Origin of the sequence: Catenulispora pinistramenti, assembly GCF_018274385.1 — a bacterium.
In the GTDB taxonomy this organism is placed as follows: Bacteria; Actinomycetota; Actinomycetes; order Streptomycetales; family Catenulisporaceae; genus Catenulispora; species Catenulispora pinistramenti.
Genome location: NZ_JAAFYZ010000076.1, coordinates 15,121 through 41,167, shown reverse-complemented (window position 1 = coordinate 41,167; position 26,047 = coordinate 15,121). Strand labels below are relative to the sequence as shown.

Genomic DNA, 26,047 nt, shown 5'->3' with positions numbered 1-26,047 from the left:
CCCGGTGCCAGACTGTGATGCGGGCTGACAAGCCAAGCAATGCCGACCTACACGCGAACAGCACCTGCCAGACACATTTTCGCGCCGACACGACGGCGCTGCAACGCGCCAGACCACTGTGATGAAGAGCCGGGCCTCCGGCGGGCCTCGGCAACCTCAGGGAAACTAGCGCGGTTCCCTCAGGTGGCTGGGTCAGTCTCAGCGGCGGCGGTTTGTGAGGTGGTGCGGTCCGTTCCCCACGGTCGCGTCGTCAGCCCGGGGGGTACAGCACCGGTGTCCGGGGGTAAAGTCCGCGCGCTTGCGGTCATGCGTGTGAGCTGCGGTTTTGTTCGGCGCGAACTTGACCCCCGGCCACCGGCACTGTAGGCGAAGCCCTGCCGACGCGACCGAGGGGAACGAACCGAAAACCAGCCGGAGAAATACAAAACAGGGGGTGCGGGTACCGGAGGCTCGGCAAATACGGCCGCCGGTCCAGGTACTGGCCAACGCGCCAGTGCCGGTGTGCACATCCCTGGTTGGCGGGCGCCGGATCGACCCGACTATCAAGATGGCCACCGCCGGATAGCGGATTGACCTGACCGCCAACGCCGATGCTGCGGGCAGCAAGGCCTGCCGGGATATCAGCAACTGGCGGTTGGCTGTTGTGGGCGCAGTGTCCCGCACCGCACCCGGGTATGTTCTCGACCAACTGACCACCGACCCGCCGCCACGCCCTCACCGGCAGCCGCATCGCCGACCCGCGTTGTCGGTCCCTGCGATTGCCATTCTTCCGGCTGGTTTTCGGTTCGTTCCCCTCGGTCGCGTCGGCAGGGCTTCGCCTACAGTGCCGGTGGCCGGGGGTCAAGTTCGCGCCATACGAAACCGCAGGTCAAATGCTCGACCGCCGCGCGCGGACTTTACCCCCGGACACCGGTGCTGTACCCCCCGGGCTGACGACGCGACCGAGGGGAACGGACCGCACCACCCCACAAACCACAGCCGCTGAGACTCACCCAGCCACCCTAGGGAACCGCGCAAGTTTCCCTGAGGTTGCCGAGGCCCGCCGGAGGCCCGGCCCTTCACCACAGCTCTTGACCTTGACCTTGACCTTCAGCTCTTGATCTTGCCTGTGCTGTTGATCTTGCCTGTGTCCTTGCCCTGACTTGCCGGAGTTGAAGAGGCCTGAGGTGCGGCGGGGTTGTGAACGCGCGAACCGGCGGCCGAGATACAGACCCACCGCCCCGAACCCCGAACCGGCACAACTATGACCGAAGGCCGTAAAAAGCTTTACAACCACAGCCTAACCGCAACCCGGCCCCCAAACTCCAGCCCCAGCAGACTCCACCCGCCAACGGATCCCGCCCGCCGACCGGCACATCACGAACCACATCGCGAACTCCCGAGCAAAGCGCGAACTCCCGGGCAAACGTTGCCTGATACAGCACTAGGCCGAAAGCTACCTGGAGATCTCCGGTATCCGTCCACCCGGTTCACGGCACCGTGTAGGGGGCGCCGACGATCCATCCGCCGGCGGCAGGCGGGTCGATGCCCTCGGGCGGCTCGATCAGCTCCACATCGTCCCCGACCCGGATCACTCCCGGGGCCGCTGCCCACGAGTCCAGCGCGAAGCGGCCGTCGTGGCCTCGCAGGATGGTGCGCAGCACGTCCAGGTTCTGCTCGCCGGTATCCGGGTCGATGGTGGTGACTATGCAGCGGGCGCGTAGCTTGAGCATTCCGATCAGCACGTCGCCGATCCGCAGGGTCAGGCCCGGCCAGGTCCGCTCGGCCAGGCCCGGGACGCCGCCGATGACGATGTTCGGGCGCAGGCGGCGGCCGTCGTGGCCGAGTGCGGCGATCGCGCCGTCGGTGGCGACCATCAGGTTGAGGACGTCGAAGCGCTCGGGGCCGGTGTAGCGGACCAGTTCGGCGTCGGGGCCGGCGGCCGCGCGGACGGCTGCGGCGCTCTGGTCGCCCGCCCACGGCTCGCCGTCGACGAGGATTTCGCCGTTCTGATGTGTGGTCGCCGACATGCCGAGCAGGTTGTGGCGGGTTCGGCCGGTGAGGACGCCGCGGCGGTCCCGTACGTGCAGCAGCCGGTCGCCGGCGATACCGTCCGGCGTCACCTCCGCCGATGACAGGCGCTCCCCGCGCATCGACTTCACCGGATAGCGCCACAGTTCTTTGACATACATGCCGGTCACTCCCGGCCCTCGGGGTCGGCCGGCATGGCTGGCATGGCTGGCATGCCCGGCATGGCCGGCAAGCGGGTCACCGGTGAGAGCAGCACCGGCAGGACCATCAGTGCCGAGCCGGTCGCGACGGCCGCCAGACCCGCCCGCGGGCCCATCGCCCCGGCGATGAGGCCGCCGGCCAGGCCGCCCAGTGCCCCGCCGCCGAACAGCACCGTGCGGAACGCCGCGTTCATCCGGCCCATCAGCGGCTGCGGGGTGGACGCCTGCCGCAGGCTGATCACGACGACGTTGGCGACGCCCAGGCCGAGGTACGCCAGGAAGAACGAGGCGATGAACGCCGTCAGCAGCACCGGGCGCGGGCCGGACGCCAGCGGGATGAGCAGCGGAGCGACGAACACCGCGATCATCGACACCGCGTACAGCGCGCCGAGCCGGAAGCGTGCGATCAGCCGGCGCGAGAGCGCCGCGCCGATCAGGCCGCCGACCGACGAGGCCGCGAACACGATCCCGACCTGTGCCGGGCTCAGCCCCGCCCCGCGCGTCGCGTAGAGCAGGAACATCGTCCAGACGCCGACCATCGAGAAGTTGCAGAACGGCGCGATCAGGGCCAGCGGCCGCAGGATCCGGTCGCCGAAGACGAAGCGCAGTCCCTGGCGCAACTCGGCGGTCAGGTGCCGCTCGGCCTGCTGCGCGGGTGCGGCCGGACGCGGCTCCGGGGTGCGGATCCACAGCAGCGTGAGCAGCGAGATCAGGTAGGAGACGCCGTCGAGGGCCAACGCGGTCGGCGCGCTCAGGGCGCTGATGACGGCCCCGGCCACCCCCGGGCCCGCCACGTCCGCGCTGGAGGAGGTGACACCGAGTTTCTGGTTAGCCTCGACGTAGTGCTCCGGTTCCTTCACCAGCGTCGGCACGAACGCCATCCAGCTCACATCGAACAGCACCGAGAAGACGCCGACCGCGCAGGCGATGCCGAGCAGCAGCCCGAGCGTCAGGCGGTGGGTGGCCGACAGCACCGGGATGGACGCGATCAACACCATGCGGGCACCGTTCGCCAGCATCATCACCGGCTTGCGGCGCCCCCGGTCCACCCACACGCCGAACACCATCGCCAGCCCGAGGTACGGGACCAGTTGCAGGAAGCGGAGCAGACCGACCTGGGCCGGTGTCGCCTTGAAGACCAGGACGGCGGTCAGCGGGATGGCCAGGGTCGTGACCTGGGTCCCGAACAGGGACAGCGTCTCGCCGGACCAGAACTTCAGGAAGTCCCGGTTGCCCCACAACGACGCGGGCCGGGAAGCCCCGTCGGGGCCCCGGCGCTCCTCGGCGGCCGGCACCGCGGTGACGGTGGACGTCATGTCCCCCACTTTCTAACGGTTGTAGTGGCTGGCAACAGTTAGATAATGACGGCACAATCTAATGGATGCAAGCGACTGCTATCGTTAGAAAATGAAGGAAGCCGCCGGCCCGCTCGCCATCGAGTTCGCGAACACCCGGTATGCCGTCCGAGGCAGGGAACGCGAAGGCCTAGAGACTCCCCACGCCCTGTCCACCTGGCTGCGCGAGCACTCGCTGCCGGCGGACGCGGGGGAATCAGACCTGCCGGCGTTCATCGGACTCCGTGACGCTATCCGCGCTCTGCTGCACGCCACGGCCGAAGGCGAGCCGTTGCCGACCGGCGCCGTGGACGTCGTCAACGACGCCTCGGCGCGCGCCGCACGGGCACCGCTGTTGGCAGACTCCGACGGCGGCTGGGGTGTGATCGAACTGTCCGCCGCCGACCCGCTGGATCAGGCCCGAGGAACGGTCGCCCGCGGCGCCGTCCTGTTGATCGGCGGCGATCAGCGCCAGGACGTGCGCGCGTGCCACGCGCCGGGCTGCGTCCAGTACTTCGTGAAGGATCATCCGCGGCGGGAATGGTGCAGCACGAGCTGCGGAAATCGGGCCCGCGTGGCACGGCACTACAGCAAACAGCGGGAGAGGTAGCGAGAGAACATCTACGCTCCGGCGCCGTGCCCGGACAGTAGTTCGTCAGGCGGCGTCAGGCGACGTCAGGCGCGGGGGTCGGCCCCGCCTCACCCTCACCCTCGCCATCCCACCGCACCGGCAGCCGGACCCGGAACCGGGTCTCCCCCGGCTTCGACTCGACGCTCAGGTCGCCGTGATGTCTGCTGACGACGATGCGCCAGGAGATGTCCAGGCCGAGGCCGGTGCCCTTGCCGACGGGCTTGGTGGTGAAGAAGGGCTCGAAGATCCGGTCCTTGATCTCGTCGGGGACGCCGGGGCCGGTGTCCTGGAAGTCGACGACCAGGTGGTCGCGGTCCAGGCCGGTGCTGATCGTCAGTGTTCCGCCGTTTGCCCCGTCAGCCATTCCCCCGTCGGCCATCGCCGCTACGGCGTTGTCGATGAGGTTGGTCCACACCTGGTTCAGCTCTGCGGGGTAGGCGGGGATCCGGGGCAGGTCCGTGCCATAGTGCTTCACGATGCGCACGTTGTTGGGGATCTTGCCCGAGAGCATCGTCACGGTGCTGTCCAGCAGGTCGTGGACGTCGACTTCCTGCTGGGAGGCGCGGTCCAGCTGCGAGTACTGTTTCGCGGCCCCGACTAGGTCCGAGACCCGGTGTGTGGCTTCCTCGATCTCGGCCGTCAGCCCCTCGGTCTCCAGGGTTCGGGCCAGCCAGGACAAGACCGCCGGCAGAACACTGTCATCCACGCTGCCGGTGATCTGCTCCAGGTCGTCGGCCTCAAGACCACCCTGCACGAACGTGGGGGCGAGCTGCCAGCCGTTCTCGACGCCCCGGTCTTCGAGCCAGTCGGACATCGCGTCTTCGCGGTCGGAGATCTCCAGGGGGCCGAGCGCGGAGGCCTTTTCTTGCGCGGCGAGCTCGGTGGCGCGGTTCAGCAGCGAGACCAGTGTGTCCAGGCTCGGTGCCCGGTCCCCGTGCGCGGCGAGTGCGGCCAGGTCGGACCGGACGCCGGCCACTGTCTCGCGCAGCGTGGAAGCGGCGCGCAGGGCGGCGCCCGCCGGGTTGTTCAGCTCGTGGGTCAGTCCGGCTGACAGAGCACCGAGCGCGAGCAGCCGCTCCCGGCCGCCGACGATCTGCTGCTGGATCTGGGTGCCGAAGAACAAGCCCTCCAGCAGGTGCACCGCCATGGGGAACCACTCGTGCATCATCGTGGAGAACAGTTCGGCGGACACCACGAAGAACCGCGAGGGAACCGTCACCGACAACGAGTTCCGGTAGATCTGTTGCACACGGTCGCCGAGATAGGCCTGGAACGCACCGCTGTAGACGCCGCGCTGGGAGGTCCGCGTCACTTCGACGTCGTCGGCCCCGACCCGGCGCGACAGCACGACCGTCCCCTCCAGCAGGACGTAGAACCACTGCGCGTCTTCGCCTTCGCTGTACACCCGGCCGGGCTCGTAGGCCTCGACGGTGCCGTGCTCGCACAGCCAGTTCAGTTGTTCCCCGGTCAGCTTCTCGAACAGGAACAGGCTGCGCAGTTCATCCACGCTGCACACCCGCGGTTCGCCGTGGACCGGCTCCGCGGCGGTCACAGCCTCTCCGCGTACCGGCTCCGCGGGGGTCACAGCTTCTCCACGTACCGGTGCACGAGCATGACCGCCATCGCGCCCTCCCCCACCGCCGAGGCGACGCGCTTGGTGGATTCGGAGCGGACGTCGCCGATCGCGAACACCCCCGGCACGTTCGTCTCCAGCAGATAGGGGATGCGATCCAGCGCCCAGCCCTTGATCGTCGCGCCACCGGGGACGAGGTCCGGGCCGGTGAGCACGAACCCGCGCGAGTCACGCTCCACGACGCCGTCGAGCCAGTCGGTGGTCGGAGCGGCCCCGATGAACACGAACAGCCACTGCGCGTCGACGTCCTCGGTGGTGCCGGCGTCCGAGTCCCGGAGCGTCAGCCGCTCCAGGTGCTCCTCGCCGTGTGCCTGGACGACCTCGGTCCGGGACCGGACGACGATCGTCGGGATCTGCTCGATCTGCTGGATCAGGTAGTACGACATCGAAGCCGCCAGCGATTCGGCCCGGACGACCAGCGTCACCGACTTGGCGAAGCGCGACAGGTACACCGCGGCCTGCCCGGCCGAGTTCGCGCCGCCGACGATGAAGACGTGCCGGCCCTCGCAGTTCATCGCCTCGGACAACGACGAGCCGTAGGACACCCCCTTGCCGGTGAGCTCGTCGATGCCCGGCGCTTCCAGCCGCCGGTACTCGACGCCCATCGCCAGGATGACCGTGTGCGCGCCGATGGCCGTGCCGTCCGCGAACCGCACCAGCCGCGAGGAGCCGCACATCTCCAGTCCGGCGACCTCGCGCGCGGTCAGGATCTCGGCACCGAACTTGGCGGCCTGACGGCGGGCCCGGCCGGTCAGCTGGGCGCCTGAGACGCCGTTGGGGAAGCCGAGGTAGTTCTCGATCCGAGAGCTCTGACCGGCCTGCCCGCCGGTCGCCAGCCGTTCCACGAGGACCGTCCGCAACCCCTCGGACGCCCCGTACACCGAGGCGCTGAGGCCGGCGGGACCGCCGCCGACGACGATGAGGTCATAGAACTCGCCGGCCGGCGTCGTCCGCAGACCGACGTGGTCCGCGAGCTCCTGATCGTCCGGCTCCAGCAGGATGCCGCCGTCCGGGGCGATCACCAGCGGCAGCCGCGCCTCGCCGGTGCCGGCCGCGTCCGGATCCTGCCCGGCGGCCAGCAGCAGCCGTCGGCCCTCCGGCTCGTCGGACGCGTACCAGCGGTAAGGGACCTGATTGCGGGCCAGGAACTCGCGCACCTCGGTCGAACGCGCGGACCAGCGATGGCCGACGACGCGGGTCTCCAACACCGCGCGGTGGTCCTCCGCCAGCCAGCCCTCGAGCAGGCTGTCGACCACCGGATACAGCTTCACTTCCGGCGGGTCCCACGGCTTGAGCAGATAGTGGTCCAGGTCCACGATGTTGATCGCGTCGATGGCCGCTTCGGTGTCCGCGTAGGCCGTCAACAGGATGCTGCGCGCGGCCGGGTAGATGTCGATGGCGCGTTCCAGGAACTCGACGCCGTTCATCTCCGGCATCCGATGGTCGGCGATCAGCAGCGACACCAGGTCACCGCGCAGTTTGAGCTCCTGCAACGCCTCAAGCCCGGCGGCACCGGACTCGGCACGGACGATCCGGTAGTCGCCGCCGTACCGGCGACGCAGGTCCCGGGCGATGGCACGGGAGACGCCCGGGTCGTCGTCGACCGTCAGGATGACGACGCGGGGTGCGGAGGCGGCCTCGCTCATAACGCTCCCCGCACCTCTTTCCTCGCCGATCCCCCCACGCTCATGAGGGCGCCCTCAGCGCAGAACATAAAGCCTAGCGCCAGATGACGCCAGGCGGGGCGGCCGTTCGGGGCGGTTGCGGGTGGGGGCCGGGTGCGGGCCGGGTGCAGTCCCACACCGGTCCCTCACCGGGTCCGCACCCGCCCTTCCCCGAATAGCAGTTCACCCCCACCTAGACTTCTCCCATGAAGCCGCCGGTAGCAGCCCGCCGTGACCATGAGCGTTCCCGCCACGGTGACGTCGTCAACGATCCCTATGCCTGGCTGATCGACAGGGAGGACGACGAGGTCCTGGCGTACCTCAAGGATGAGAACGCCTTCACCGAGGCCACGACGGCCGGGCTCGCCGATCTGCGCGAGACGGTCTTCCAGGAGATCAAGGCCCGGACCAAGGAGACGGACCTGTCCGTCCCCACCCGCAAGGGCGACTGGTGGTACTACTCCCGCAGCGTCGAAGGGCTCCAGTACTCGATCTCCTGCCGGGTCGCCGCCGACGGCCCGACGCCGCCCGCACTGCCCCAGGACGGCTCCGCGCTGCCCGGCGAGCACGTGCTGCTGGACGGCAACGCGCTCGCCGAGGGGCACGAGTTCTTCGCCCTCGGCACGTTCGAGGTCTCCCCCGACGGCAAGCTCCTGGCCTACGCCCTCGACGTCGTCGGCGACGAGCGGTTCACGCTCAAGGTGCGCGACCTGGCGACCGGGGAAGACCTCGCCGACGAGGTCGCCAACACCTACTACTCGACCGCCTGGTCCCGCGACGGTTCGACGCTGTTCTACACCACGATCAACGACGCCTGGCGGCCCTACCGCGTGCACCGGCACGCGCTCGGGACGCCCACCGAGCAGGACGAGGTCGTCTTCCAGGAGGACGACGACCGGTTCTTCGTCGACGTCAGCCTGCTGCGCAGCGAGCGGTTCATCGAGATCACCTGTTCCTCGCAGGTCACCAGCGAGGTCCGGCTGCTGGACTCCGACGATCCGACCGGGACGTTCCAGATCGCCGCACCGCGCCGGGACGGCGTCGAGTACTCGGTGGACCACTGGAGCCATCCCGGCGATCCGTCCCGGGACCTGCTCCTGGTCCTGCACAACGCCGACGGCAAGACCGACTTCGAACTCGCCACCGCGCCGGTCTCCGCCCTCGGCGACCACACAGCGTGGACCCCGCTCGTCCCGCACCGGCAGGGCACCCGGCTGGACGCCGTCGACGTCTTCGCCGGCCACCTCGTCGTCGGCTACCGGCGCGACGGGCTCACCGGGCTGGCCGTGCACGGCATCGACGCGGACAGCGGAACTCCGGCCGCCCACGGCGAGCCGATCGAGTTCCCGGAGCGGATCCGCACCGTCAGCGGGAGCCAGAACCCTGACTACGACAGCACCCGCTACCGCCTGGGCTACACCTCCATGGTCACGCCCTCCAGCGTCTACGACTACGACGTCACGACCGGCGAGCTGACCCTGTTGAAGCAGCAGCCCGTGCTCGGCGGCTACGACCCCGCCGACTACGAACAGGAGCGGGTCTGGGCGACCGCGCAGGACGGCGCGCGCGTCCCGGTGACACTCGTCCACAAGAAGGGCGTCGTCGCCGACGGCTCGAATCCCTGTGTCCTGTACGGATACGGCGCCTACGAGATCTCCATCGACCCGTCCTTCTCCATCGCACGACTGAGCCTGCTCGACCGCGGCTTCGTCTTCGCCATCGCCCACATCCGCGGCGGCGGCGAGATGGGCCGGCACTGGTACGAAGACGGCAAGTTCCTCAACAAGCGCAACACCTTCACCGACTTCGTCGCCTGCGCCCGCCAACTGGTCGCCGACCACTGGACCGCCCCGGACCGGCTCGCCGCACGCGGCGCGAGCGCCGGCGGCCTGCTGATGGGCGCCGTGGCAAACATCGCACCGGACGACTTCCGCGCGATCGTCGCCGGGGTCCCCTTCGTCGACGCGCTCAACACGATCCTCGACCCCGACCTGCCGCTGACCGTCATGGAGTGGGAGGAGTGGGGCAACCCGGTCGAGGACCCCGAGATCTACGGCTACATGAAGGGCTACAGCCCCTACGAGAACGTCGCGAACGTCCAATACCCGGCGATCCTGGCCCTCACCAGCCTCAACGACACCCGCGTCGGCTTCCACGAGCCGGCCAAGTGGATCGCCCGGCTGCGAGCCGAGGCCGGCGGCGAGCAGGACTTCCTACTCAAGACCGAGATGGACGCCGGGCATGGCGGCCGGTCGGGGCGCTACACGGCTTGGCAGGAGGAGGCTTTCACGCTCGCTTGGGTGATCGACAAGGTTTCTGCTGTCGAGTAGGGCGAGCTGTCGGCGGCGGTCGGGATCCGTTGCCGGCGGGGATCCGTTGCCGGTCGGGATCCGTTGCCGGGCGGGATCCGTTGCCGAGCGGCGCTGTGGGAGTTCTTTTGGGGGCGGGAGTTTGCGAGGCCGGGTGCGGTTGGCGTGTGGGTTTTAGAAGCTTTTTACGGCCTTCGGTCATAGTTGTGCCGGTTCGGGGTTCGGGGTGGTGGGTGTGTTTGTCGGCTGCCGGTTCGCGCGTTCACAACCCCGCCTCACCTCAGGCCTCTTCAACTCCAGCAAGTCAGAGCACGAGCACAGTCAAGAGCAAGAGCAAGATCAAGAACTGTGATGAAGAGCCGGGCCTCCGGCGGGCCTCGGCAACCTCAGGGAAACTAGCGCGGTTCCCTCGGGTGGCCGGGTCAGTCTCAGCGGCTGCGGCCGGTGAGGTGGTGCGGTCCGTTCCCCACGGTCGCGTCGTCAGCCCGGGGGGTACAGCACCGGTGTCCGGGGGTAAAGTCCGCGCGCGGCGGTTGGGTGCCTGAGCTGCGGTTTCGCACAGCGCGAACTTGACCCCCGGCCACCGGCGCTGTAGGCGAAGCCCTGCCGACGCGACCGAGGGGAACGAACCGAAAACCAGCCGGAGAAATACAAAACAGGGGGTGCGGTACCGGCGGCCCGGCGAGTTCGGCCACCGGTCCCGGTCTGGCCAGCGCGCCGGTATCCGAGGTGCGCGTTCCGGGTTGGCGGGCGCCGGATCGGCCCGGCGGCAACAAACAATCGATACCACCGCCGGTATAGCAGGTTGCCGAGAAAGATCGTCAGAGAGCGGCTGCGATAGTCGCCGGACTGCCTCCGGTCCGGGCCTTCGACTCTCAACGCAGGCATGGCTGTTCAGCACTGCACTTGGGCCTGTTAACTGCACTGCACCGCACCCGGGCATGCTCTCGACCAACTAACCACCGGCCCGCCGCCACACCCTCACCGGCAGCCGTATCAACCAACCGGTGTCCTCGTTCCCGGCGTTTTGTATTTCTCCGGCTGGTTTTCGGTTCGTTCCCCTCGGTCGCGTCGGCAGGGCTTCGCCTACAGTGCCGGTGGCCGGGGGTCAAGTTCGCGCTGCACAAAACCGCAGCTCACACGCATGACCGCAAGCGCGCGGACTTTACCCCCGGACACCGGTGCTGTACCCCCCGGGCTGACGACGCGACCGAGGGGAACGGACCGTAGCCACCTCACAAACCGCAGCCGCTGAGACTAGATCGGCCACCCGAGGGAACCGCGCTAGTTTCCCTGAGGTTGCCGAGGCCCGCCGGAGGCCCGGCCCTTCATCACAGCCCTTGACCTTGACCTTCAGCTCTTGATCTTGCCTGTGCTCTTGCTCTTGCTCTTGCTCTGACTTGCTGGAGTTGAAGAGGCCTGAGGTGGGGCGGGGTTGTGAACGCGGAAACCGGCAGCCGACAAACAAACACGCCGCCCCGAACCCCGAACCGGTACAACTATGACCGAAGGCCGTAAAAATCGCCTTTCAACCCAAACACCAACCGCAACCCGGCCCACAAACTCCAGCCCCCAGCAAACTCAAGCCCCCAGCAAACTCCACCCGCCAACAGATCCCGCCCGCCGACCGGCACGCCGCGAACCACCCCGCGAAAACTCCCGCGCAAACGTTGCCTGATACAGCACTAGACGTCGCGGTCCAGGCCGTGGCGCCGGGCGTAGATCATGGCGGCGGTGCGGTCCCGCGAGCCGGTCTTGAGGAAGATCCGGTTGATGTGCGACTTCACCGTGTGCGGGCTGAGGAAGAGCCGGTCGGCGATCTCCATGTTGGTCAGGCCGCGCGCGATCAGCCGCAGGACCTCCGCCTCGCGCTGGGTCAGGCCGTCCGGGGTGGTGCCGTCCTCGGCGCGGACCCGGCCGGCCGGAGCGGCGGTGGCGCGCGGTGTGGGCGCCGCCGCGGCGCTCAGCAGCGCGGCGTGCACGCGCGGGTCGAACACGGCCAGCCCGTCGGCGGCCGCGCGCAGGGCGTGGGCGATGTCCTTGCGGTCGGCGTCCTTCGTCAGGTAGCTGCGGGCGCCGCCGCGCAGTGCGTCCAGGACCGAGGCGTCGTCGAAGTAGGTGGTGAGCACGACGATCGCGACCTCGGGGTACTCGGCGGTCAGGATCCTGGTCGCCTCGACGCCGTCCATCACCGGCATGTGCAGGTCCAGCAGGATGGCGTCCGGGTGGTGCTCGGCGACCTGGTCGACGGCCTGCCGGCCGTCCGCGGCGGCGGCCACGACGTCGAAGTCGGGCAGCGCGCCGAGCAGCAGCTCCAGACCTTGGCGCACGCTGGCCTGGTCGTCGGCGATGATGATGCGCAGGCGACGGCCTGGTGTCGCGGTCATCGATCGGCTCTCTCCGGGGTCGGACATGGGACGAGGGGCAGTTCGGCGGCGACGACCCACTCTCGGCCCCGGACGCCAGCGTCGAGGGTACCGCGCAGCAGGCGCAGCCGCTCCTGTATGCCGGTGAGTCCGTAGCCGCCGTTGATGGTCTGCGGCACGCCGGTGCCGGAGCCGGCGGGCTCGTCCGCGGCGGCGCGGGAGCCGTCCGCCAGCTCGGTGACGACCGACAGCCGCACCCCGTCCGGGACGTAGGCCAAGGTGATGTCGACGGCCCGGCCGGAGGCGTGCTTCGCCGCGTTCATCAGGCACTCGCTGGCGGTGCGCAGCAGGGCGATGGTGGCGTCGGCCGGCACCGGGTGCGGGGTGCCCTCGATGACGCAGCGGACGGACACGCTGTACACGTCGCCGTGTTCGGCGGCGACCCGGGCCAGTTCCTCGTGCAGCGGCAGGCTGTCGGTGCGCAGCGCGAGCACCGCGCGCCGGGTCTCGGTGAGCCCGTCGGAGACCATGCGCTGGGCGGTGGCCAGTACGTCCAGCGCGCGTTCGGGCTCGTCGAGCTCGGTGAACAGGGCCCGGGCGGTCTGGATCTGGATGCTCAGCGCGCCCAGGGAGTGCGCGAGTACGTCGTGGATCTCCCGGGCGATCCGCGCCCGCTCGCCGAGGATGTCGGCCCAGCGCTCCTCGGCCCGCAGCTGCTCGTGCCGGGCCAGCAGCGCGGCGGCCTGTTCGGCCTGGATCCGGTAGGCGGCCCGGTTCCGGCCGACCAGCGTGCCGACCACGAGCAGCAGCGGGAAGCCGACCAGGGTGCCGACGCCCTGGCCGAACACCACCGCCCCGCCTTCGACCGCGAGCAGGCCGAGCGCGGCGAGCCAGAGCACGACGATCAGGCCCAGCTCGCTGCCGGCGGCCATCAGCGAACCGACCGAGAACGAGATCAGGACGTCGCCGGTCCCGCCGGCGGAGGCGCCGACGCAGCCGGCCACGATCACCACACCGTGGCAGCCGGGCAGCAGCACCCGCGCGGCCCGGTCCGGCAGGCCGCCGGGCCAGACGTCGATCACCAGCAGGGCCAGCAGGCCCAGGCACGCCACGACGTAGACCACGGCCTGGGTGCCGGCGCCGCCCGGCTCGGTCGGCTTCTTCACCAGGAAGGTGAGCAGGCCGATCGGGACTAGTCCCGCCAAGCGGGAGAACCAGGCGGCGACGCGCAGCATGGGCCCAGTATGACGGGACTGCGTTCGGTAGGTGCGAACAGCAATGCGCAGGGTCACCGACGACCGCGCCGGTCGGGCCGGCGACCGCGGCCCCGGCCGAGCAGGGAATCCCCGCCGCGGTCGAGCAGGGAGTCCCGGCCCCGGTCGAGCAGGGAGTCCCGGCCCCGGTCGAGCAGGGAGTCCCGGCCCCGGTCGTAGCGGTCCTGCTCGTAGCGGTCCTGCTCGTAGCGGTCCTGCTCGTAACGATCCCGCGCGTATTGCTGGTCCCGGGCGTACTGCTGGTCGCGAGCGAACTGGTCCCGTGCGGCCTGGTCGCGGGCGAACTGTTGGTCGCGCGCATACTGGTCGCGGGAGTACTGGTCCGCCCCGTAGCGGTCGCGGTACCCGTCATCGCGGCGGGGAGCGTCACCGCCGCCGAGCAACCCCTGGAGCAGACCGCCGGAGCGGCCGCCCTGGCCCCCGCCGCCGAGTAGCCCGCCGCCGAGCAGGCCGCCCGAACCGTTGTCGGGGGCGAACGGGATCCCCTTGGACATGGCCCGCGGTACGATGACCGCCGCCTGCGCGAGCCGGTTGATGCCCAGCGTGAGCAGCATCGTGGAGGTGGAGGCGGCGATGTGCGCGTGCATCGCGCCCGCGACCCCGGTCATGAGCAACCGCCAGGCGACCATCAGCACCCACAGCCACAGACCGACCGGTCGCAGCCGGGCCCACAGGTAGCCGCCGCGGGATTCGATCTGCATGAGCGCGCCGAAGCCGCAGCCGATCAGCGCCGAGCCCGCGGCGCTGAACAGCAGACAGGTGATGTCGGCGGCCGCCACGTGGCCGTGGTTCAGGTGCAGTTGGACGAAGCCCGCGACGGTGAGCACCGCCGGCAGCACCACGGTGCGTTTGATGTGTAGAAACTCGCCGCACACCTGTCTGACGATGACGTAGGCGATGATGCCCAGGGTGAGGACGACTGAGGTCACGGACACGGCTTACTTCCTCCGATCGCCGGCGTCGCGCACGGGCCTGAGTGGAACACCGACGGGGGATACCGACCCTGACAATCCTGGTCGCGGGCCGGCGGCGGCGCCTCGGCTCAGGGGTCGCATCCCGGTATGAGATGGGACGGGTGGCCCCGGGTGGTGTCATGGGCCCTGGGTACGCACCCCCGCGGTCCGGCTCCTAGTACCGCGGTATGAGTCCCGGGCGAGCCCGGCCGGCGGAAATCATGCCGGAATGCGACCCGTGCCGCGATTCGGCGCGGGCGGCGGGCGGCGAAGGTGGAGGCAGCGGAAAGGCACCTGCCACCGGCCTTTCCGCCGCACCGCCGAAGGAGCCACCTTTTGCTCACCCAACTCACCCAGGCACAGCTGGTCGACTGCGCGGTCCTGCTCTGCACGCTCGGCGGCGAGCTCGGGCCGGAACGGCCGATCACCATGCTGCGCCCGATCCCCCCGCTCGTCGTGGCGGTCGGCATCGTGCTGCTGTACGTCCGCTCGATCGCCACGCAGGGCATGGGGGTCACCGTGGAACTCGCCGGGGTCGCGGCGGGTCTGGTCGGCGGCCTGGCCGCCCTGGGCCTGGTCCACGTGTTCCACAGCGAACGGACCGGTGGGCCGGCCAGCCACGCCGGCTGGCCGTACGCCCTGGTCTGGTTCACGGTGTTCGGCGCGCGGGCCTGGTTCTCCTACGGCTGTGTCCACCTGTTCCCCCTGCAGTACGCGCAATGGCGCACGACCCACCGGGTCGCGACCGGCACCGTCACCGACGCCCTGGTGTTCATGGCCGGCGCCATGATCGTCACGTGTTGTCTGGGTGTGGTGGCGCGCGCCGCCGCACTGCCGAAGCCGGTGTCAGAACCCAGATTGGTGGGATCCGATGTAGACCCCTGACGGATGTCCGCGAGCGTTGCCCAGATCCCCCACCGGCAAACATCCGGCCGGTACGGGCCCATACCTCGCAAGATCCGCGCACCGGCCGGACAGCCGGACCTCGGTAGTACTAAGTCAGACGTCGACAATACGCGACCGCACGTGGCACGCTGTGACAGTCCGGACGACGGCTGGCATGACGTACATAACAAGAAGAAGCAAGAAATTGAGGCATCCGCCTGCAATTTGCGTTACTTGAAATCCCGTTCGGGGATTCCGAGCTACGGGGAATCTAATGACTTTGCCATACCCTGAAACGGTCAATCGTCCACATCCCACCCCCGATCACACCGCCCGATTCACGATGGCGGAGTTCATCGCGGCCGCCGGTCGCGCCCGTACTCTGACCGTCCCCACCGCCTCGCTCGTCCCCGGTGACACCCCACGGTTGGCCGGGTTGAGCAAGGAACACATCGCCCGGCTCGCCGAGATCGACAATCCACTGCCCCCCATTCTGGTGGATCACCGGACGATGCGGGTGATCGACGGCACCCACCGCTTGATGGCGGCGTGTCTGCGCGGCCGCGAGACGATCGAAGTCGAGTTCTTCGAAGGGCCCAGCGACGACGCGTTCCTTTATGCGGTACAGGCCAATGTCACCCACGGTTACCCGCTGTCGCAGGCCGACCGGCGCGCGGCCGCCAAGCGGATCATCGGTTCCCACCCCCACCTGTCCGACCGCGCCATCGCCCAGATCGCCGGGCTGGGCGCCAAGACCGTGGCCACCCTGCGCGAGCGCACCGAGGGCCCGGGTCCGGTGATCCAGGCCCGCATCGGGCGGGACGGCCGGGTGCGCCCCCTGAACAGCGCCGCGGGCCGGCTGCGCGCCGCCGAGCTCATCGACAAGCAGCCACACGCCTCGCTGCGGGAGCTGGCCCGGATGGCGGGGGTCTCCCCGGCGACGGTGAGCGACGTCCGCAAGCGGCTGAAGGCCGGGCTCGAACCGGTGCCCGGCGGCCAGTCCACGGTCTCCGAGGTGGCCTGCGCCTCACCGGCGGCCCGGCAGCAGGTGACGCAGGTCGCCGAGCCCGCGGTCCCGGCCGAGCCGGCGATGGCGGTGAGCGACGCGGCGTTGCTGCTGACCAAACTGTCCCGCGACCCGTCACTGCGTCAGCACGACGCGGGCCGCAAACTGCTGATCCTGTTGCGGTCCTGCACTTCAGGTGCCAGCGATCTCAACAATCTGATAAATGTGGTACCGCCGCACTGCACGCCGCAGATCATGGAACTGGCCCGGCAGGTGGCGCAGATGTGGCTGGACTTCGCCAAGGAACTGCAGACCGAGGTCCAGGAACTGCAAGCCGAATTGGGTTAAGAGAACGACTGCAGGCCCGCCCGGTTCCCACCGGGCGGGCCTGCCAGCTGTCCGCTACGCGTAGTGCAGGAGCGAGGGCCAGAGCTTGCCCCACGACTCACGCGGCCGGGTGCACACGTAGATCTTGCCGCCGTACTCCTTGTTGTGGATGCCGTACGGGTTGCTGATGGTGCCGACCTCGCGCACGTCGCCGAAATCCGCCTGGAGCGCGGCCTTGAATCCGGCCTCGCTCCCGCCGACCGGCCCCGGGACCACGGCCAGCACGGTGGTCGCGTTCGGGTTCCCCGGCCCCCAGAACCAGTCGGTGTTCTGGGCGCTCACCGCGGTCGGCAGGCCCGTGCCGGCGCCCAGTTGGTTCACGGCGCCGGCCTCGCCGTCGTTCTGGGTGTAGATGACGGTGGAGGCCCGCTGGTCGGCCGGCAGCGAGCGCCAGGCCGCGTCGACCGAGTTCACCAGCTGCGGCCAGCCGACGGTGTCGCCGAGGTTGCGGTTGACGCCGTACGTCCAGCCGATGCTGTTCACGCTCAACAGCGGCAGGCCGATGATGAGCATGAGCGCCGTGGTCAGCGTGCCGCCCACGGTGTACAGCACGCGCCGGCGGCGCGAGGACCACCGGGCATCGATCGCCACGGCGCCGGCGGCCAGCAGGTAGATGTAGGCACCGGCCAGGTAGTAGATCCGTCCCCCGCTGGTGACCGCGAACAGCACGAACAGGATGGCGTAGGACCAGAACAGCGCCTTCCACATGGGGTTGCGGCTGCGCCACAGGTGCCGCAGACCGCTGATCCACACCCCCACCAGGGCGAGGCTGACCAGGAAGAGCTGGCCCACGAACCAGGTCGGGATGTTGCCGGGCCCGCCGTTCTGCTGGTTCAGCGAGTGGGTGAACGTGTAGCCGGCCCAGTTGTGCTGGGTCTGCCACCACAGGTCGGGCACCGCGCACAGCGCCGCGATCAGGGCGCCGCCCAGGGCCCAGCGGTTGGTCACCAGCCGACGGCCGCCGCTGATCCACAGGCCGATCACCAACACGATGGCGAAGGAGACGATGAGCCGGCTGTCGCTGAGCCCGAGCCCGAGGACCACGCCGCCGAGCAGCCACCAACGCGGCTGTCCGGTGCGCTCGGCCTTCAGCGCCACGAAGGCGAAGGCCGACCAGGCCAGCAGGTCGTAGGAGGTGGTGTTGGCGACGTGCGCGCTGGAGAGCAGTTCGGGCATGGTGGCCACGCCTATGGCGGCGACGAACTGAGCCCGCCGGGTGCCGCCGAACTCGCGCGCGGTCAGAGCGCCGATCACGACGGTGGCCGCGGCGGCGAGCGCGGGCAGGATCCGGATCGCGGTGGCCGACGTCCCGAACACCGCCACCGAGAACCGCATGAGCAGGGGGGCGAGCCCGGGCTGGTCGACATAGCTGGCCGACAGGTGGCGCAGGCAGTCGAAGAAGTACAGCTCGTCGACGAAATAGCCGTAGCGGCTGGCCAACGCGATCATCAGGGCCAGGACGGCCAGGGCGACCCCGAAGACCCGCTTGTCGAACGGGTGGATGACGACGGGCTCGGCCGCCGCCGGCGCCGGGGGTGGTTCCGGCGCGGCGGGCGCCGCCGTCGCCACCGCCACCGCCGCGGACGGAGACGGGGACGGGGACGGGGACGACCCGGTTTCCAACGGCCCGGGATCGGACGGTCCGGGCTCCGGCCGGGTCACCGCCGACAGGGAATCAGACTTCGACATCGAACACCTCTCGCACAGGACCGCTGTCCGGGTCCGACTGGCTGGTGTACAGGTGGTGGTAGGCCCCGCGCCGGGCGAGGAGCCCGGTGTGGGTGCCCTGCTCGACAACCCTTCCGGCGTCGATGACGACGATGAGGTCCGCGTCGCGCACCGTGGAGAGCCGGTGCGCGATCACGAATCCGGTGCGGCCGTGCCGCAGCCCGTCCATCGCGTCCCGGATCATCGCCTCGGTGCGGACGTCGACGCTGCTGGTGGCCTCGTCGAGGATGAGCACGCCCGGATCGGCCAGGAAGGCCCGGGCGATGGTGAGCAGCTGCCGCTGGCCGGTGGAGATCACCGAGGCCTCGTCGTCCAGCCGGGTCCGGTAGCCATCGGGAAGCGCGCCGACGAACTCCTCCACATGGGCCGCCCGGGCCGCGGCGAGGATCTCCTCATCGGTGGCGCCGGCCCGGCCGTAGGCGATGTTCTCCCAGATCGTCCCGGCGAACAGCCAGGTGTCCTGGAGCACCATGCCGAACCGCCGGCGCACCCGTTCCCGGGACAGTTCCCGATAGTCCACCCCGTCCAGCAGGATGGAGCCGCCGTCGATCTCATAGAACCTCATCAGGAGATTGACGATGGTGGTCTTGCCGGCCCCGGTGGGACCGACGATCGCGACGGTCTGGCCGGGCTCGGCGACCAGGCTCAGGTCCTCGATCAGCGGCCGGTCCGGCTGGTAGCGGAAGGACACGTGGCGCAGTTCCACCCGGTGCCCGCCGTCGGCGTCCACGGCCGACGGGCCCGCCGCCGGCTGTCCGTCCGCCGGTCCCACCGCCGCCTCCTCGGGCGCCGCGAGCAGCTCGAAGACCCGCGCCGCCGAGGCCTGCCCGGACTGCATGATGGTGAACTGCCCGGCGATCTGGCCGACCGGCACCGTGAACCGCCGGGAGAACTGGATGAACGCCTGCACCGCGCCCAGCGAGATCGCGCCGGTGCTCACCTGGTAGCCGCCCAGCACCGCGATGGCCACGTAGTTGAGGTTGCCGACGAGCAGCACGGCCGGCACCGTCAGCCCGGACAGGTACTGTCCGCGGAAACCCGCCTCGCGCACCTCGTCGTTGCGCCGCCCGAACTCGGCGATCCGTGCGGCCCGGCGGCCGAACGCCAGGACCAGCCCGTGTCCGGTGTACCCCTCCTCGACCATGGCGTTGAGCGACCCGGTCAGCTTCCACTGCCTGGCGAACCACTTCGCCGAGCGGCGGGCCAGGACCAGCAGCAGCGCGATGACCATCGGGATGCTCACCAGGCAGGCCAGGGCCAGCGGCGGAGAAAGCCAGAACATCACGACCAGCAGACCGAGCACGGTGAGCACCGAGGTGAGCAGCGGGCTCGGACCCTCCAGCAGGGCCGTGCTGAGGTTGTCGACGTCGTTGCTGACCCGGCTCAGGATCTCGCCGTGCGGGTGGGTGTCGAAGTAGCGCAGCGGCAGCCGGTGCAGCTTGCCCGCCACCGCCGCGCGCAGCCGGTGCACGACGCGCATGGCGATGCCGGCCATCAGATGGTTCTGCGCCCAGCCGAACACCGCCCCGAGCGCGAAGATCGCGGCGGCCAGCAGCAGCACCCGGCCCAGCCGGTGGTAGTCGACGCCGACCCCCGGCACCACGTTCATCGCCGAGACCATCTCGGCCAGGCGCTGGTGCCCTTGCGCGCGCAGCTCGGCGACCGCCTGCGCCTTGCTCAGCCCCGCGGGCTGCTGGGACCCGACCAGACCGGTGAACAGGATGTCGGAGGCGGCGCCGAGCGCGATCGGCCCGGCGATCAGGCACAGGACCGACGCGACCCCGAACAGGACGACCAGGGACAGCCGGAACCGTTCCCCGGCCAGCAGTGCGGTCCGGATCCCCGGGCCGGCCGCGCCGCCCGCGCGGCCCGGGTCGCCCGCGCCGCTCTGCCCGCCCGCGCGCCGCAGGTCGCCTTGAGCGTCCGCATCCGCATCGGCCACGCCGACCGCCGGGGCGCTCACGCGGTCGCCCCGGCGCCGAGTTGGGCGGCCACGATCCCCTGATAGGGAACGCAGTCCTCGATCAGTTCGGCGTGCGTGCCCCGCCCGGCGACCGTCCCGTGTTCGAGCACGATGATCTCGTCGGCGTCCATGATGGTGCCCGCGCGCTGGGCCGCGATCAGCACCGCGGCGTTCGCGGTCTCGGCGCGCAGGGCCGCGCGCAGCCGGGCCTCGGTGGCCGGGTCGAGGGCGGAGAAGCAGTCGTCGAACACGTACAGGTCGGGCCGGCGCAGCACCGCGCGGGCGATGGCCAACCGCTGGCGCTGGCCCCCGGAGACGTTGCGCCCGCCGGAGTCGAGCGGGGTGTCCAGCCCGCCGGGCATGGCGGAGACGAAGTCGAGCGCCTGGGCGACGTCCAGGGCATGCCAGAGCTCTGCTTCGGACGCCTCCGGCCGGGCGATCCGCAGGTTCTCCGCGACCGTGCCGGCGAACAGGAAGGCGGTCTGCGGCACCGGGCCGATCCGGGCCCACAGCCGTTCGGCCGCCTGCTCCTGCACGTCCACACCGTTGACGGCCACGGTGCCGCCGGTCGCCGCGCAGAACCGCAGAGCCAGCTGGAGCACCGTGGTCTTACCGCTTCCCGTGCCGCCGACGACCGCCGTGGTCCGGCCCGGCCGCACGGTGAACGACAGGCCGGCGAGCACCGGATGCCGGCTGCCGGGGTAGCCGAAGCTGACGTCCCGGAACTCCACGGTCCCGGTGCCGGCCTCGGGCGCGACCGGCCGCGGCGGATCGGCGATACCGGTGCCGGCCTGGACCACCTCGGTGATCCGCTCGGCGCCGGCCACCGCCCGGGGCAGCAAGATGATGACACTGACCCCGATGGCGACGTACAGCAGCACCTGCAGGATGTAGATCTGGAAGGCCGTCAGGTCGCCGATCGACATCTCGCCGGCCCCGACCAGGCGCCCGCCGAACCAGATCAGACCGACACTGGTCAGGTTGACCAGGCCCAGGACGGCGGGCAGCAGCGCGGCGAAGATCCGGTTGGCCCGCAGCGCGGTGCCGGTCATGTCGTCGTTGACCTCGCGGTAGCGCGCGTCCTCGGCGCTTTGCCGCCCGAAGGCGCGGATCACCCGGGCCCCGGTGATCTGTTCCCGGACCACCCGGTTGAGCCGGTCGATCTTGCCCTGCACCACCCGGAACAGCGGGACGACGGCCAGCAGCATCACCGCGACGATCGCCGCCATCGCCAGGACCGTGGCCCAGACCAGCAGCGACAGCCGCGGTCCGGAGCGGATCGCCATCACCAGCGCGCCGAGCGCGGTGACCACCGACAACAGCAGCAGATTGAGAGCCGCCTGAAGGAACAGCTGCACCTGCTGGACGTCGTTGACGTTCCGGATGACCAGCGAGGGGATGCCGAAGCGGCTCAGGTCCTGCTCGGACCAGCCCAGCACCCGCCGGTGCACGCCGTCCCGCAGCGCCGCGCCGACCGCGCTCGCGACCTGCGTGGCGAGCCGGACGGACAGCACCGCGACGATGCCGAGCAGCAGCGCGACGACGAGCATGGCACCGCCGGCCCGCCAGATGTACCCGCTGTCGCCACCGAGCACGCCGTCGTCGATGATGGCGGCGTTCAGGCTCGGCAGGTAGAGGTTGCCCGCGGTCTGGATCACGACCAGCACGCCGATCAGCGTCAGGCTGCGCGCGTGCGGCCGCAGGTAGCCGCGCAACAACCGGACGAGGACCATGGCGAGCCTTCTCCCCTTCCGTGGGCGTCGCGGTCACGACGCCATCGGCAGCACGCTCCGCCGGCGAAGGCGGGCTCAGCGGCCCCGCCCCCGCGAAACGCCCCGATCGTACGGCGACGCCCGCCGAATCCGTCCCCACGTCCAACTGCCATTGCCCGCCAGAGCCCTGCTATCCCATCCCCACCTGCGCATATACCAGATCAATGCACGCGTTCGACTGCGAAGAAGGCATCAGTTGAACGTCCGAAATGTAAGAGATTGCCTTGGTAGCCTGACGTTCCGGCCGCAGGGTCAGTAAATCCCGACGGACCCGCTCGGACGATGCGCACCCCCGATCGCACGTCATCGCACGCGGGGTCGGTGATTGCGCCCCACAGCTGCGGTCACTCATGCCGCCGACCATCCCCCCCGTCGGCGGCATGAGTCATCCCTGATCGAGAAGGTCAGCGCCGGCGCAGATGACGGCGGAAGAAACGCAGTGAACTGTCCACCTCGAACAGCGGCGTCACTTGGTGCCCGCCGGGATTCGCGTGCAGCGTCTTCCCCGCCGAACCGAGTGCGGTGATCTCGGGAAGGCCCAGGAGGGCGTCCAGGGTCGCCTGCCATTCGGGGATCGCCTGGGCGGCGAGTTCGGTGTTGTAGCGCAGGACGTCAGCTGGGACGTGGGGTTCGCCGGCCGCCGCGCGCCGCCTGATCGCCGCGAGCAGTTCCTCTGGATACCTTCTACCGCACCGCCTACGGGACGGTCGGGGCGAGTTCCCGGGAGAAGAAGGCCACGACCTGCTCGACGAGCCGCTGGGCGTCGGGGTGCCCTTTGAAGACGTGGTCGGCGCCTTCGACCAAGGCGAGTTCCGAGCGCGCGCCGGCCGCCAGCAGGGCCTCGTGCAGAGCCTCGGCCTGCTGGACCGGGCAGGTGCGGTCGGCGTCGCCGTGCATGATCAGGAACGGCGGCGCGTCGCGGCGGACGTGGGTCGTCGGGCTGGCCTGCGCGGCCACCGCCTCGAACTCCTCGCCGGTGCCGCCGAGGAAAGCCGCTATGGCACTGAAGTGGCGCAGCGGCACCAGATCCGTGGGCGAGCACCAGAGGGCGGCTGCGGCGAGCGGCGGGTCGGCGTCGGAGACGCTGGAGACGCTGGAGACGTTGGAGACGCCAGAACCGTCGGAAGCCCCCGAGGCGTCGTCGTCATTCGCGGTGTCAGCGGGTGCGAGGGCGGCGAGCGCACCGAGCGTCCCGCCGGCCGACTCGCCCCAGACCCCGACGCGCGTCGCGTCGATCCCCCACCGCGCGGCGTTGGAACGCAGATATCTGACAGCGGTGCGGACATCGTCCAGCTGCGCCGGGAACCGTGCCTCGCCGGAGAGCCGGTAGTCGATGGTGGCGGCGGCGATACCGGCCGCGACGAGGGTGTCGAACACCGCGTTGGGGGCGAGGTTCGACGGCAGGTGGCGCCGGTCCCCCGCCCAGAACGCCCCGCCGTGCATCCAGACCACGAGCGGCACCGGGTTCTCGGGACTGGCCGTGGCCGGGACGTGGAGGTCCAGCAGCAGCGGCCGGAAGCCTTGGATCTCGGCGTAGGTCAGGCCTTCATGGACGATACCGGGGCTGCTCATGCGATCGTGTCCTCACCTGGGACCGGAGGGGACTGCGATCCTATCGCCGCCGGCAGGTGCCTCAGCGCTCGCGGAATCCGCCGAGGAACCGCCGGAACACGCCGCCGTCGCGCGGCAGCGGCGGCCGCGCAGGAGGGGCCTCGGTCCGCCGGGTGGCGACGGGCTGGTCGTAGTCGGTGCGCAGCAGCGCGTCGATGGTCTGCTGCTCGTCGAAGTCCTCGGAACCCTCGATCGTCGGCACGTACCCGACCAGCATCCCGTCCTTCATCACCTGCGCTTCCAGCCCCGCGGTGTCATCGGTGTCCCACTCGGCCTGCCGCCCGCCCGGGAGCATCACCCGGATCCCGAACTGGTACACGCTGACCTTGGCGACGTGCGCGTCGACTCCGCGTTCGCGGAGGGCGTCGACGACGCGGAGCGCTCGATTCTCGTCCATGGGGATCAGGGTAACCGCGTGACCTCGGTCTACGCCGTGACGCCCGGGGTGCCGAGCGGTCCGCGCGTTGACATCTTGATCGCTATCCCAATAGCGTCGTTATGTGAGTATCGACGGCGACGCCCCCGACGCCGAGGCCCCGCCGCGGCGTCTCACCCGTGCCGAGGCCAAGGCCCAGACCCGGGCCCGGCTCCTGGACGCCGCCGCGCAAGTGTTCGCCCGCAAGGGATTCGGCGGCGCCTCGGTCGATGAGATCGCCGAGACGGCCGGCTACTCGACCGGCGCCCTGTATTCCAACTTCGGCGGCAAGGACGAGTTGTTCATGGAGCTGCTGGCCAGCCGCACCCGGTTCCGCCAGGAGGCGGCGGTCGCCGTCGTGGGCAGCGGGGACCGGACGCTGGAGCAGGTCCGCGCCGAACTGAACCGGATCCTCGTCGAGTTCGCCGACGAGGACAACGACGTCGCCCTGCTGCAAGCCGAGCTGTGGCTCTACGCGATCCGGCGCCCGGAGTTGCTGGAACAGCTCGCCGCACGCTTCCGCGGCAACCGCGACGCGCTGACCGAGCTGCTGGCCGGGCGCGCGCAGGCCCGGGGCCGGTCCGAGGAGGTTCCGTTCACGGACCTGGCGACCGTGGTGCTGGCCCTGTTCCAAGGGCTCGTCCAGCTGCGGCGCACCGACCCGGAGCTGGTGCCCCCCGAGCTCTACGGCACCGCCCTGAGGTGGCTGTTCAACGGCGCCGGCAACGCTTCGAAGCCCGACGAGGGCTGAGCCGCCGACCAGCTCCCCCACCCGCGAACCCGCACGTCAACGCCGCCGCCGGCCCCTGCCCGCGGCGGCGTTGACGCGTGTCCGCACCCCCTCGGCGGCAATTGACATAGCGATCGTTATCCGAATAGCGTTACCTATGTGAACGGCGCGCACGTCGCCGTCGACAGTCGCTGGGGAGACGAACCATGACCGGAGTGCCAAAAGCCGTCCGCTACCTGCTCGGCGGGGTGATGATCGGCGGGTTCTGGTACCTCAACCGCCACCGCCCGCCGTGGGAGGAGGCGCTGCGCACGATCGCGGTGTTCGCGGTCCTGATGGCCGTGCTGAAGGCCAGGCTGAAGCGGGCCCGCATCGACGTCCACCTGATCCCGCTGGTCGCGAGCAAGGCGGTGATCGTGATCGCCGCGGCCCTCATCGAGCAGCGGCTGGAGCACTCGGCGAGCGACCCGGCGAACGTCCCGCTCTTCGTGGGCTTGGGCCTGGCCGCCGCCGTCACCCTGCTGGGGCCCTTCGGCGACCGGCACTACTTCAGCGTGCTACCGCAGCAGTCGTAGAAACAGCTGCACCGAGGCTTCAGTCCGACTCACCCTGCGCGCGCAGGTAGCGCTCGAAGACGACCCGCGAGCCGAACGTCTTCGTCTCGATCAGCTCCAGCGCGATCGGCTCGGCGACCGGCGGCAGGAAGGGCGTGCCGCCGCCGACGACGATCGGGTTGCGGAACACGTGGAACTCGTCGACGAGGCCGAGCTCGATCGCCGCGCCGGCCAGGGTGGCGCCGCCGATGCCGACGGGCTTGTCGGTGGCGGCCAGGACGGCGGCGATCTCGTCGGCGAGCGGTCCCCTGGCCAGGCGGGCGTTGCCCTGGACGCGGTCCAGGGTGCGGCTGAACACGACCTTCGGCAACGCGGTCCAGAGGTCGGCGAACTCCGTGGAGAGCTCGCCGTCGCGCAGCGATGGGTCCGTCTCCCAGACCAGCATGGTCTCGTAGAGCTTCCGGCCGAGCAGATGCGCGCCGAGTTCGCGGGTCTGCTCCAAATGGAAGCGGAACCGGTCCTCGGTGGGGGCCGTCCACCCGATCCCGCCGTCGCGGTCGGTGATGAAGCCGTCGACCGAGACGCTCATCGAGGCGATCAGCATGGCTCCCAGCTCCTTCGC

General features: G+C 70.2%; 19 protein-coding genes. 6 read left to right on the top strand and 13 right to left on the bottom strand.

From position 1 onward, the window contains the following. Positions 1-1,469: 1,469 nt before the first annotated feature. Together KGQ19_RS22255 and KGQ19_RS22250 are read right to left on the bottom strand one after the other, a co-directional pair. Positions 1,470-2,171 (bottom strand): MOSC domain-containing protein, encoded by a 702-nt coding sequence (locus KGQ19_RS22255; protein WP_212011147.1) that lies wholly within the window; start codon positions 2,169-2,171, stop codon positions 1,470-1,472. 5 nt (positions 2,172-2,176) lie between these two features. Then, positions 2,177-3,526 (bottom strand): MFS transporter, encoded by a 1,350-nt coding sequence (locus tag KGQ19_RS22250; RefSeq protein ID WP_212011146.1) that lies wholly within the window; start codon positions 3,524-3,526, stop codon positions 2,177-2,179. Between the two features lie 91 nt (positions 3,527-3,617). Here KGQ19_RS22250 and KGQ19_RS22245 point away from each other — a divergent pair, with 91 nt between their 5' ends. Then, positions 3,618-4,154, top strand: coding sequence for a CGNR zinc finger domain-containing protein (locus tag KGQ19_RS22245; protein ID WP_212011145.1), 537 nt, complete (start codon positions 3,618-3,620; stop codon positions 4,152-4,154). A 55-nt stretch (positions 4,155-4,209) separates the two neighbouring features. Here the strand turns inward: KGQ19_RS22245 and KGQ19_RS22240 are convergent, their stop codons facing one another. Further along, a complete protein-coding gene (locus KGQ19_RS22240) occupies positions 4,210-5,727 on the bottom strand; it encodes an ATP-binding protein (RefSeq protein ID WP_212011144.1) in 1,518 nt (505 codons plus the stop codon). Positions 5,728-5,756: 29 nt separating this feature from the next. Further along, the gene (locus KGQ19_RS22235) at positions 5,757-7,454 is read right to left on the bottom strand and encodes an NAD(P)/FAD-dependent oxidoreductase (protein ID WP_212011143.1); all 1,698 of its coding nucleotides are present in this window, start codon (positions 7,452-7,454) and stop codon (positions 5,757-5,759) included. A gap of 224 nt (positions 7,455-7,678) precedes the next feature. On the opposite strand from KGQ19_RS22235, the gene KGQ19_RS22230 reads away from it, so the two are divergent. Continuing rightward, a complete protein-coding gene (locus KGQ19_RS22230) occupies positions 7,679-9,802 on the top strand; it encodes a S9 family peptidase (protein ID WP_212011142.1) in 2,124 nt (707 codons plus the stop codon). A 1,664-nt stretch (positions 9,803-11,466) separates the two neighbouring features. On the opposite strand, the gene KGQ19_RS22225 is transcribed toward KGQ19_RS22230, so the two are convergent. The 3 genes from KGQ19_RS22225 to KGQ19_RS22215 are packed head-to-tail and all read right to left on the bottom strand — an operon-like array spanning position 11,467 to position 14,356. Then, positions 11,467-12,168, bottom strand: a complete 702-nt coding sequence (locus tag KGQ19_RS22225) for a response regulator transcription factor (RefSeq protein ID WP_212011141.1) — start codon at positions 12,166-12,168, stop codon at positions 11,467-11,469. Beyond that, a complete protein-coding gene (locus tag KGQ19_RS22220) occupies positions 12,165-13,382 on the bottom strand; it encodes a sensor histidine kinase (protein ID WP_212011140.1) in 1,218 nt (405 codons plus the stop codon). The genes KGQ19_RS22225 and KGQ19_RS22220 overlap by 4 nt, the downstream gene beginning before the upstream one ends. Before the next feature lie 53 nt (positions 13,383-13,435). Beyond that, the gene (locus KGQ19_RS22215; RefSeq protein ID WP_212011139.1) at positions 13,436-14,356 is read right to left on the bottom strand and encodes a hypothetical protein; all 921 of its coding nucleotides are present in this window, start codon (positions 14,354-14,356) and stop codon (positions 13,436-13,438) included. Positions 14,357-14,710: 354 nt separating this feature from the next. On the opposite strand from KGQ19_RS22215, the gene KGQ19_RS22210 reads away from it, so the two are divergent. Beyond that, complete coding sequence (locus KGQ19_RS22210) at positions 14,711-15,259, top strand: hypothetical protein (protein ID WP_212011138.1); 549 nt, start codon at positions 14,711-14,713, stop codon at positions 15,257-15,259. 343 nt (positions 15,260-15,602) lie between these two features. After that, positions 15,603-16,613: a ParB/RepB/Spo0J family partition protein gene (locus tag KGQ19_RS22205; RefSeq protein WP_212011137.1), complete on the top strand. Its 1,011-nt coding sequence runs from the start codon at positions 15,603-15,605 to the stop codon at positions 16,611-16,613. A gap of 54 nt (positions 16,614-16,667) precedes the next feature. Here the strand turns inward: KGQ19_RS22205 and KGQ19_RS22200 are convergent, their stop codons facing one another. From KGQ19_RS22200 to KGQ19_RS22180, 5 genes are all read right to left on the bottom strand, one after another. Continuing rightward, positions 16,668-18,341: an ArnT family glycosyltransferase gene (locus KGQ19_RS22200; protein WP_212011136.1), complete on the bottom strand. Its 1,674-nt coding sequence runs from the start codon at positions 18,339-18,341 to the stop codon at positions 16,668-16,670. Next, positions 18,328-20,343 (bottom strand): ABC transporter ATP-binding protein, encoded by a 2,016-nt coding sequence (locus KGQ19_RS22195; protein WP_212011135.1) that lies wholly within the window; start codon positions 20,341-20,343, stop codon positions 18,328-18,330. Before KGQ19_RS22195 ends, KGQ19_RS22200 begins: the two co-directional genes overlap by 14 nt. Beyond that, a complete protein-coding gene (locus KGQ19_RS22190; RefSeq protein WP_212011134.1) occupies positions 20,340-22,076 on the bottom strand; it encodes an ABC transporter ATP-binding protein in 1,737 nt (578 codons plus the stop codon). The genes KGQ19_RS22195 and KGQ19_RS22190 overlap by 4 nt, the downstream gene beginning before the upstream one ends. Positions 22,077-22,811: 735 nt before the next feature. Then, positions 22,812-23,687: an alpha/beta hydrolase gene (locus KGQ19_RS22185; protein WP_212011133.1), complete on the bottom strand. Its 876-nt coding sequence runs from the start codon at positions 23,685-23,687 to the stop codon at positions 22,812-22,814. 61 nt (positions 23,688-23,748) lie between these two features. Continuing rightward, positions 23,749-24,123 carry a hypothetical protein gene (locus tag KGQ19_RS22180; RefSeq protein WP_230419152.1) on the bottom strand — a complete coding sequence of 125 codons (375 nt, stop codon included), beginning with the start codon at positions 24,121-24,123 and terminating at the stop codon, positions 23,749-23,751. 103 nt (positions 24,124-24,226) lie between these two features. Between KGQ19_RS22180 and KGQ19_RS22175 the strand changes: the two genes are divergently transcribed. Further along, a complete protein-coding gene (locus tag KGQ19_RS22175) occupies positions 24,227-24,892 on the top strand; it encodes a TetR/AcrR family transcriptional regulator (RefSeq protein ID WP_212011132.1) in 666 nt (221 codons plus the stop codon). A 185-nt stretch (positions 24,893-25,077) separates the two neighbouring features. Further along, the gene (locus tag KGQ19_RS22170; RefSeq protein WP_212011131.1) at positions 25,078-25,446 is read left to right on the top strand and encodes a hypothetical protein; all 369 of its coding nucleotides are present in this window, start codon (positions 25,078-25,080) and stop codon (positions 25,444-25,446) included. Positions 25,447-25,465: 19 nt separating this feature from the next. Here KGQ19_RS22170 and KGQ19_RS22165 read toward each other — a convergent pair whose 3' ends face one another. After that, complete coding sequence (locus KGQ19_RS22165) at positions 25,466-26,029, bottom strand: dihydrofolate reductase family protein (protein ID WP_212011130.1); 564 nt, start codon at positions 26,027-26,029, stop codon at positions 25,466-25,468. Positions 26,030-26,047: the final 18 nt, after the last annotated feature.

Bases quoted from the DNA above. Each gene is read 5' to 3' on its own strand.
- KGQ19_RS22230 (WP_212011142.1), top strand. From the start codon at position 7,679: ATGAAGCCGCCGGTAGCAGCCCGCCGTGACCATGAGCGTTCCCGCCAC.
- KGQ19_RS22190 (WP_212011134.1), bottom strand. From the start codon at position 22,076: ATGGTCCTCGTCCGGTTGTTGCGCGGCTACCTGCGGCCGCACGCGCGC.
- KGQ19_RS22245 (WP_212011145.1), top strand. From the start codon at position 3,618: ATGAAGGAAGCCGCCGGCCCGCTCGCCATCGAGTTCGCGAACACCCGG.
- KGQ19_RS22235 (WP_212011143.1), bottom strand. From the start codon at position 7,454: ATGAGCGAGGCCGCCTCCGCACCCCGCGTCGTCATCCTGACGGTCGAC.
- KGQ19_RS22220 (WP_212011140.1), bottom strand. From the start codon at position 13,382: ATGCTGCGCGTCGCCGCCTGGTTCTCCCGCTTGGCGGGACTAGTCCCG.
- KGQ19_RS22185 (WP_212011133.1), bottom strand. From the start codon at position 23,687: ATGAGCAGCCCCGGTATCGTCCATGAAGGCCTGACCTACGCCGAGATC.
- KGQ19_RS22180 (WP_230419152.1), bottom strand. From the start codon at position 24,123: ATGGACGAGAATCGAGCGCTCCGCGTCGTCGACGCCCTCCGCGAACGC.
- KGQ19_RS22255 (WP_212011147.1), bottom strand. From the start codon at position 2,171: ATGTATGTCAAAGAACTGTGGCGCTATCCGGTGAAGTCGATGCGCGGG.
- KGQ19_RS22250 (WP_212011146.1), bottom strand. From the start codon at position 3,526: ATGACGTCCACCGTCACCGCGGTGCCGGCCGCCGAGGAGCGCCGGGGC.
- KGQ19_RS22225 (WP_212011141.1), bottom strand. From the start codon at position 12,168: ATGACCGCGACACCAGGCCGTCGCCTGCGCATCATCATCGCCGACGAC.
- KGQ19_RS22205 (WP_212011137.1), top strand. From the start codon at position 15,603: ATGGCGGAGTTCATCGCGGCCGCCGGTCGCGCCCGTACTCTGACCGTC.
- KGQ19_RS22170 (WP_212011131.1), top strand. From the start codon at position 25,078: ATGACCGGAGTGCCAAAAGCCGTCCGCTACCTGCTCGGCGGGGTGATG.
- KGQ19_RS22200 (WP_212011136.1), bottom strand. From the start codon at position 18,341: ATGTCGAAGTCTGATTCCCTGTCGGCGGTGACCCGGCCGGAGCCCGGA.
- KGQ19_RS22165 (WP_212011130.1), bottom strand. From the start codon at position 26,029: ATGCTGATCGCCTCGATGAGCGTCTCGGTCGACGGCTTCATCACCGAC.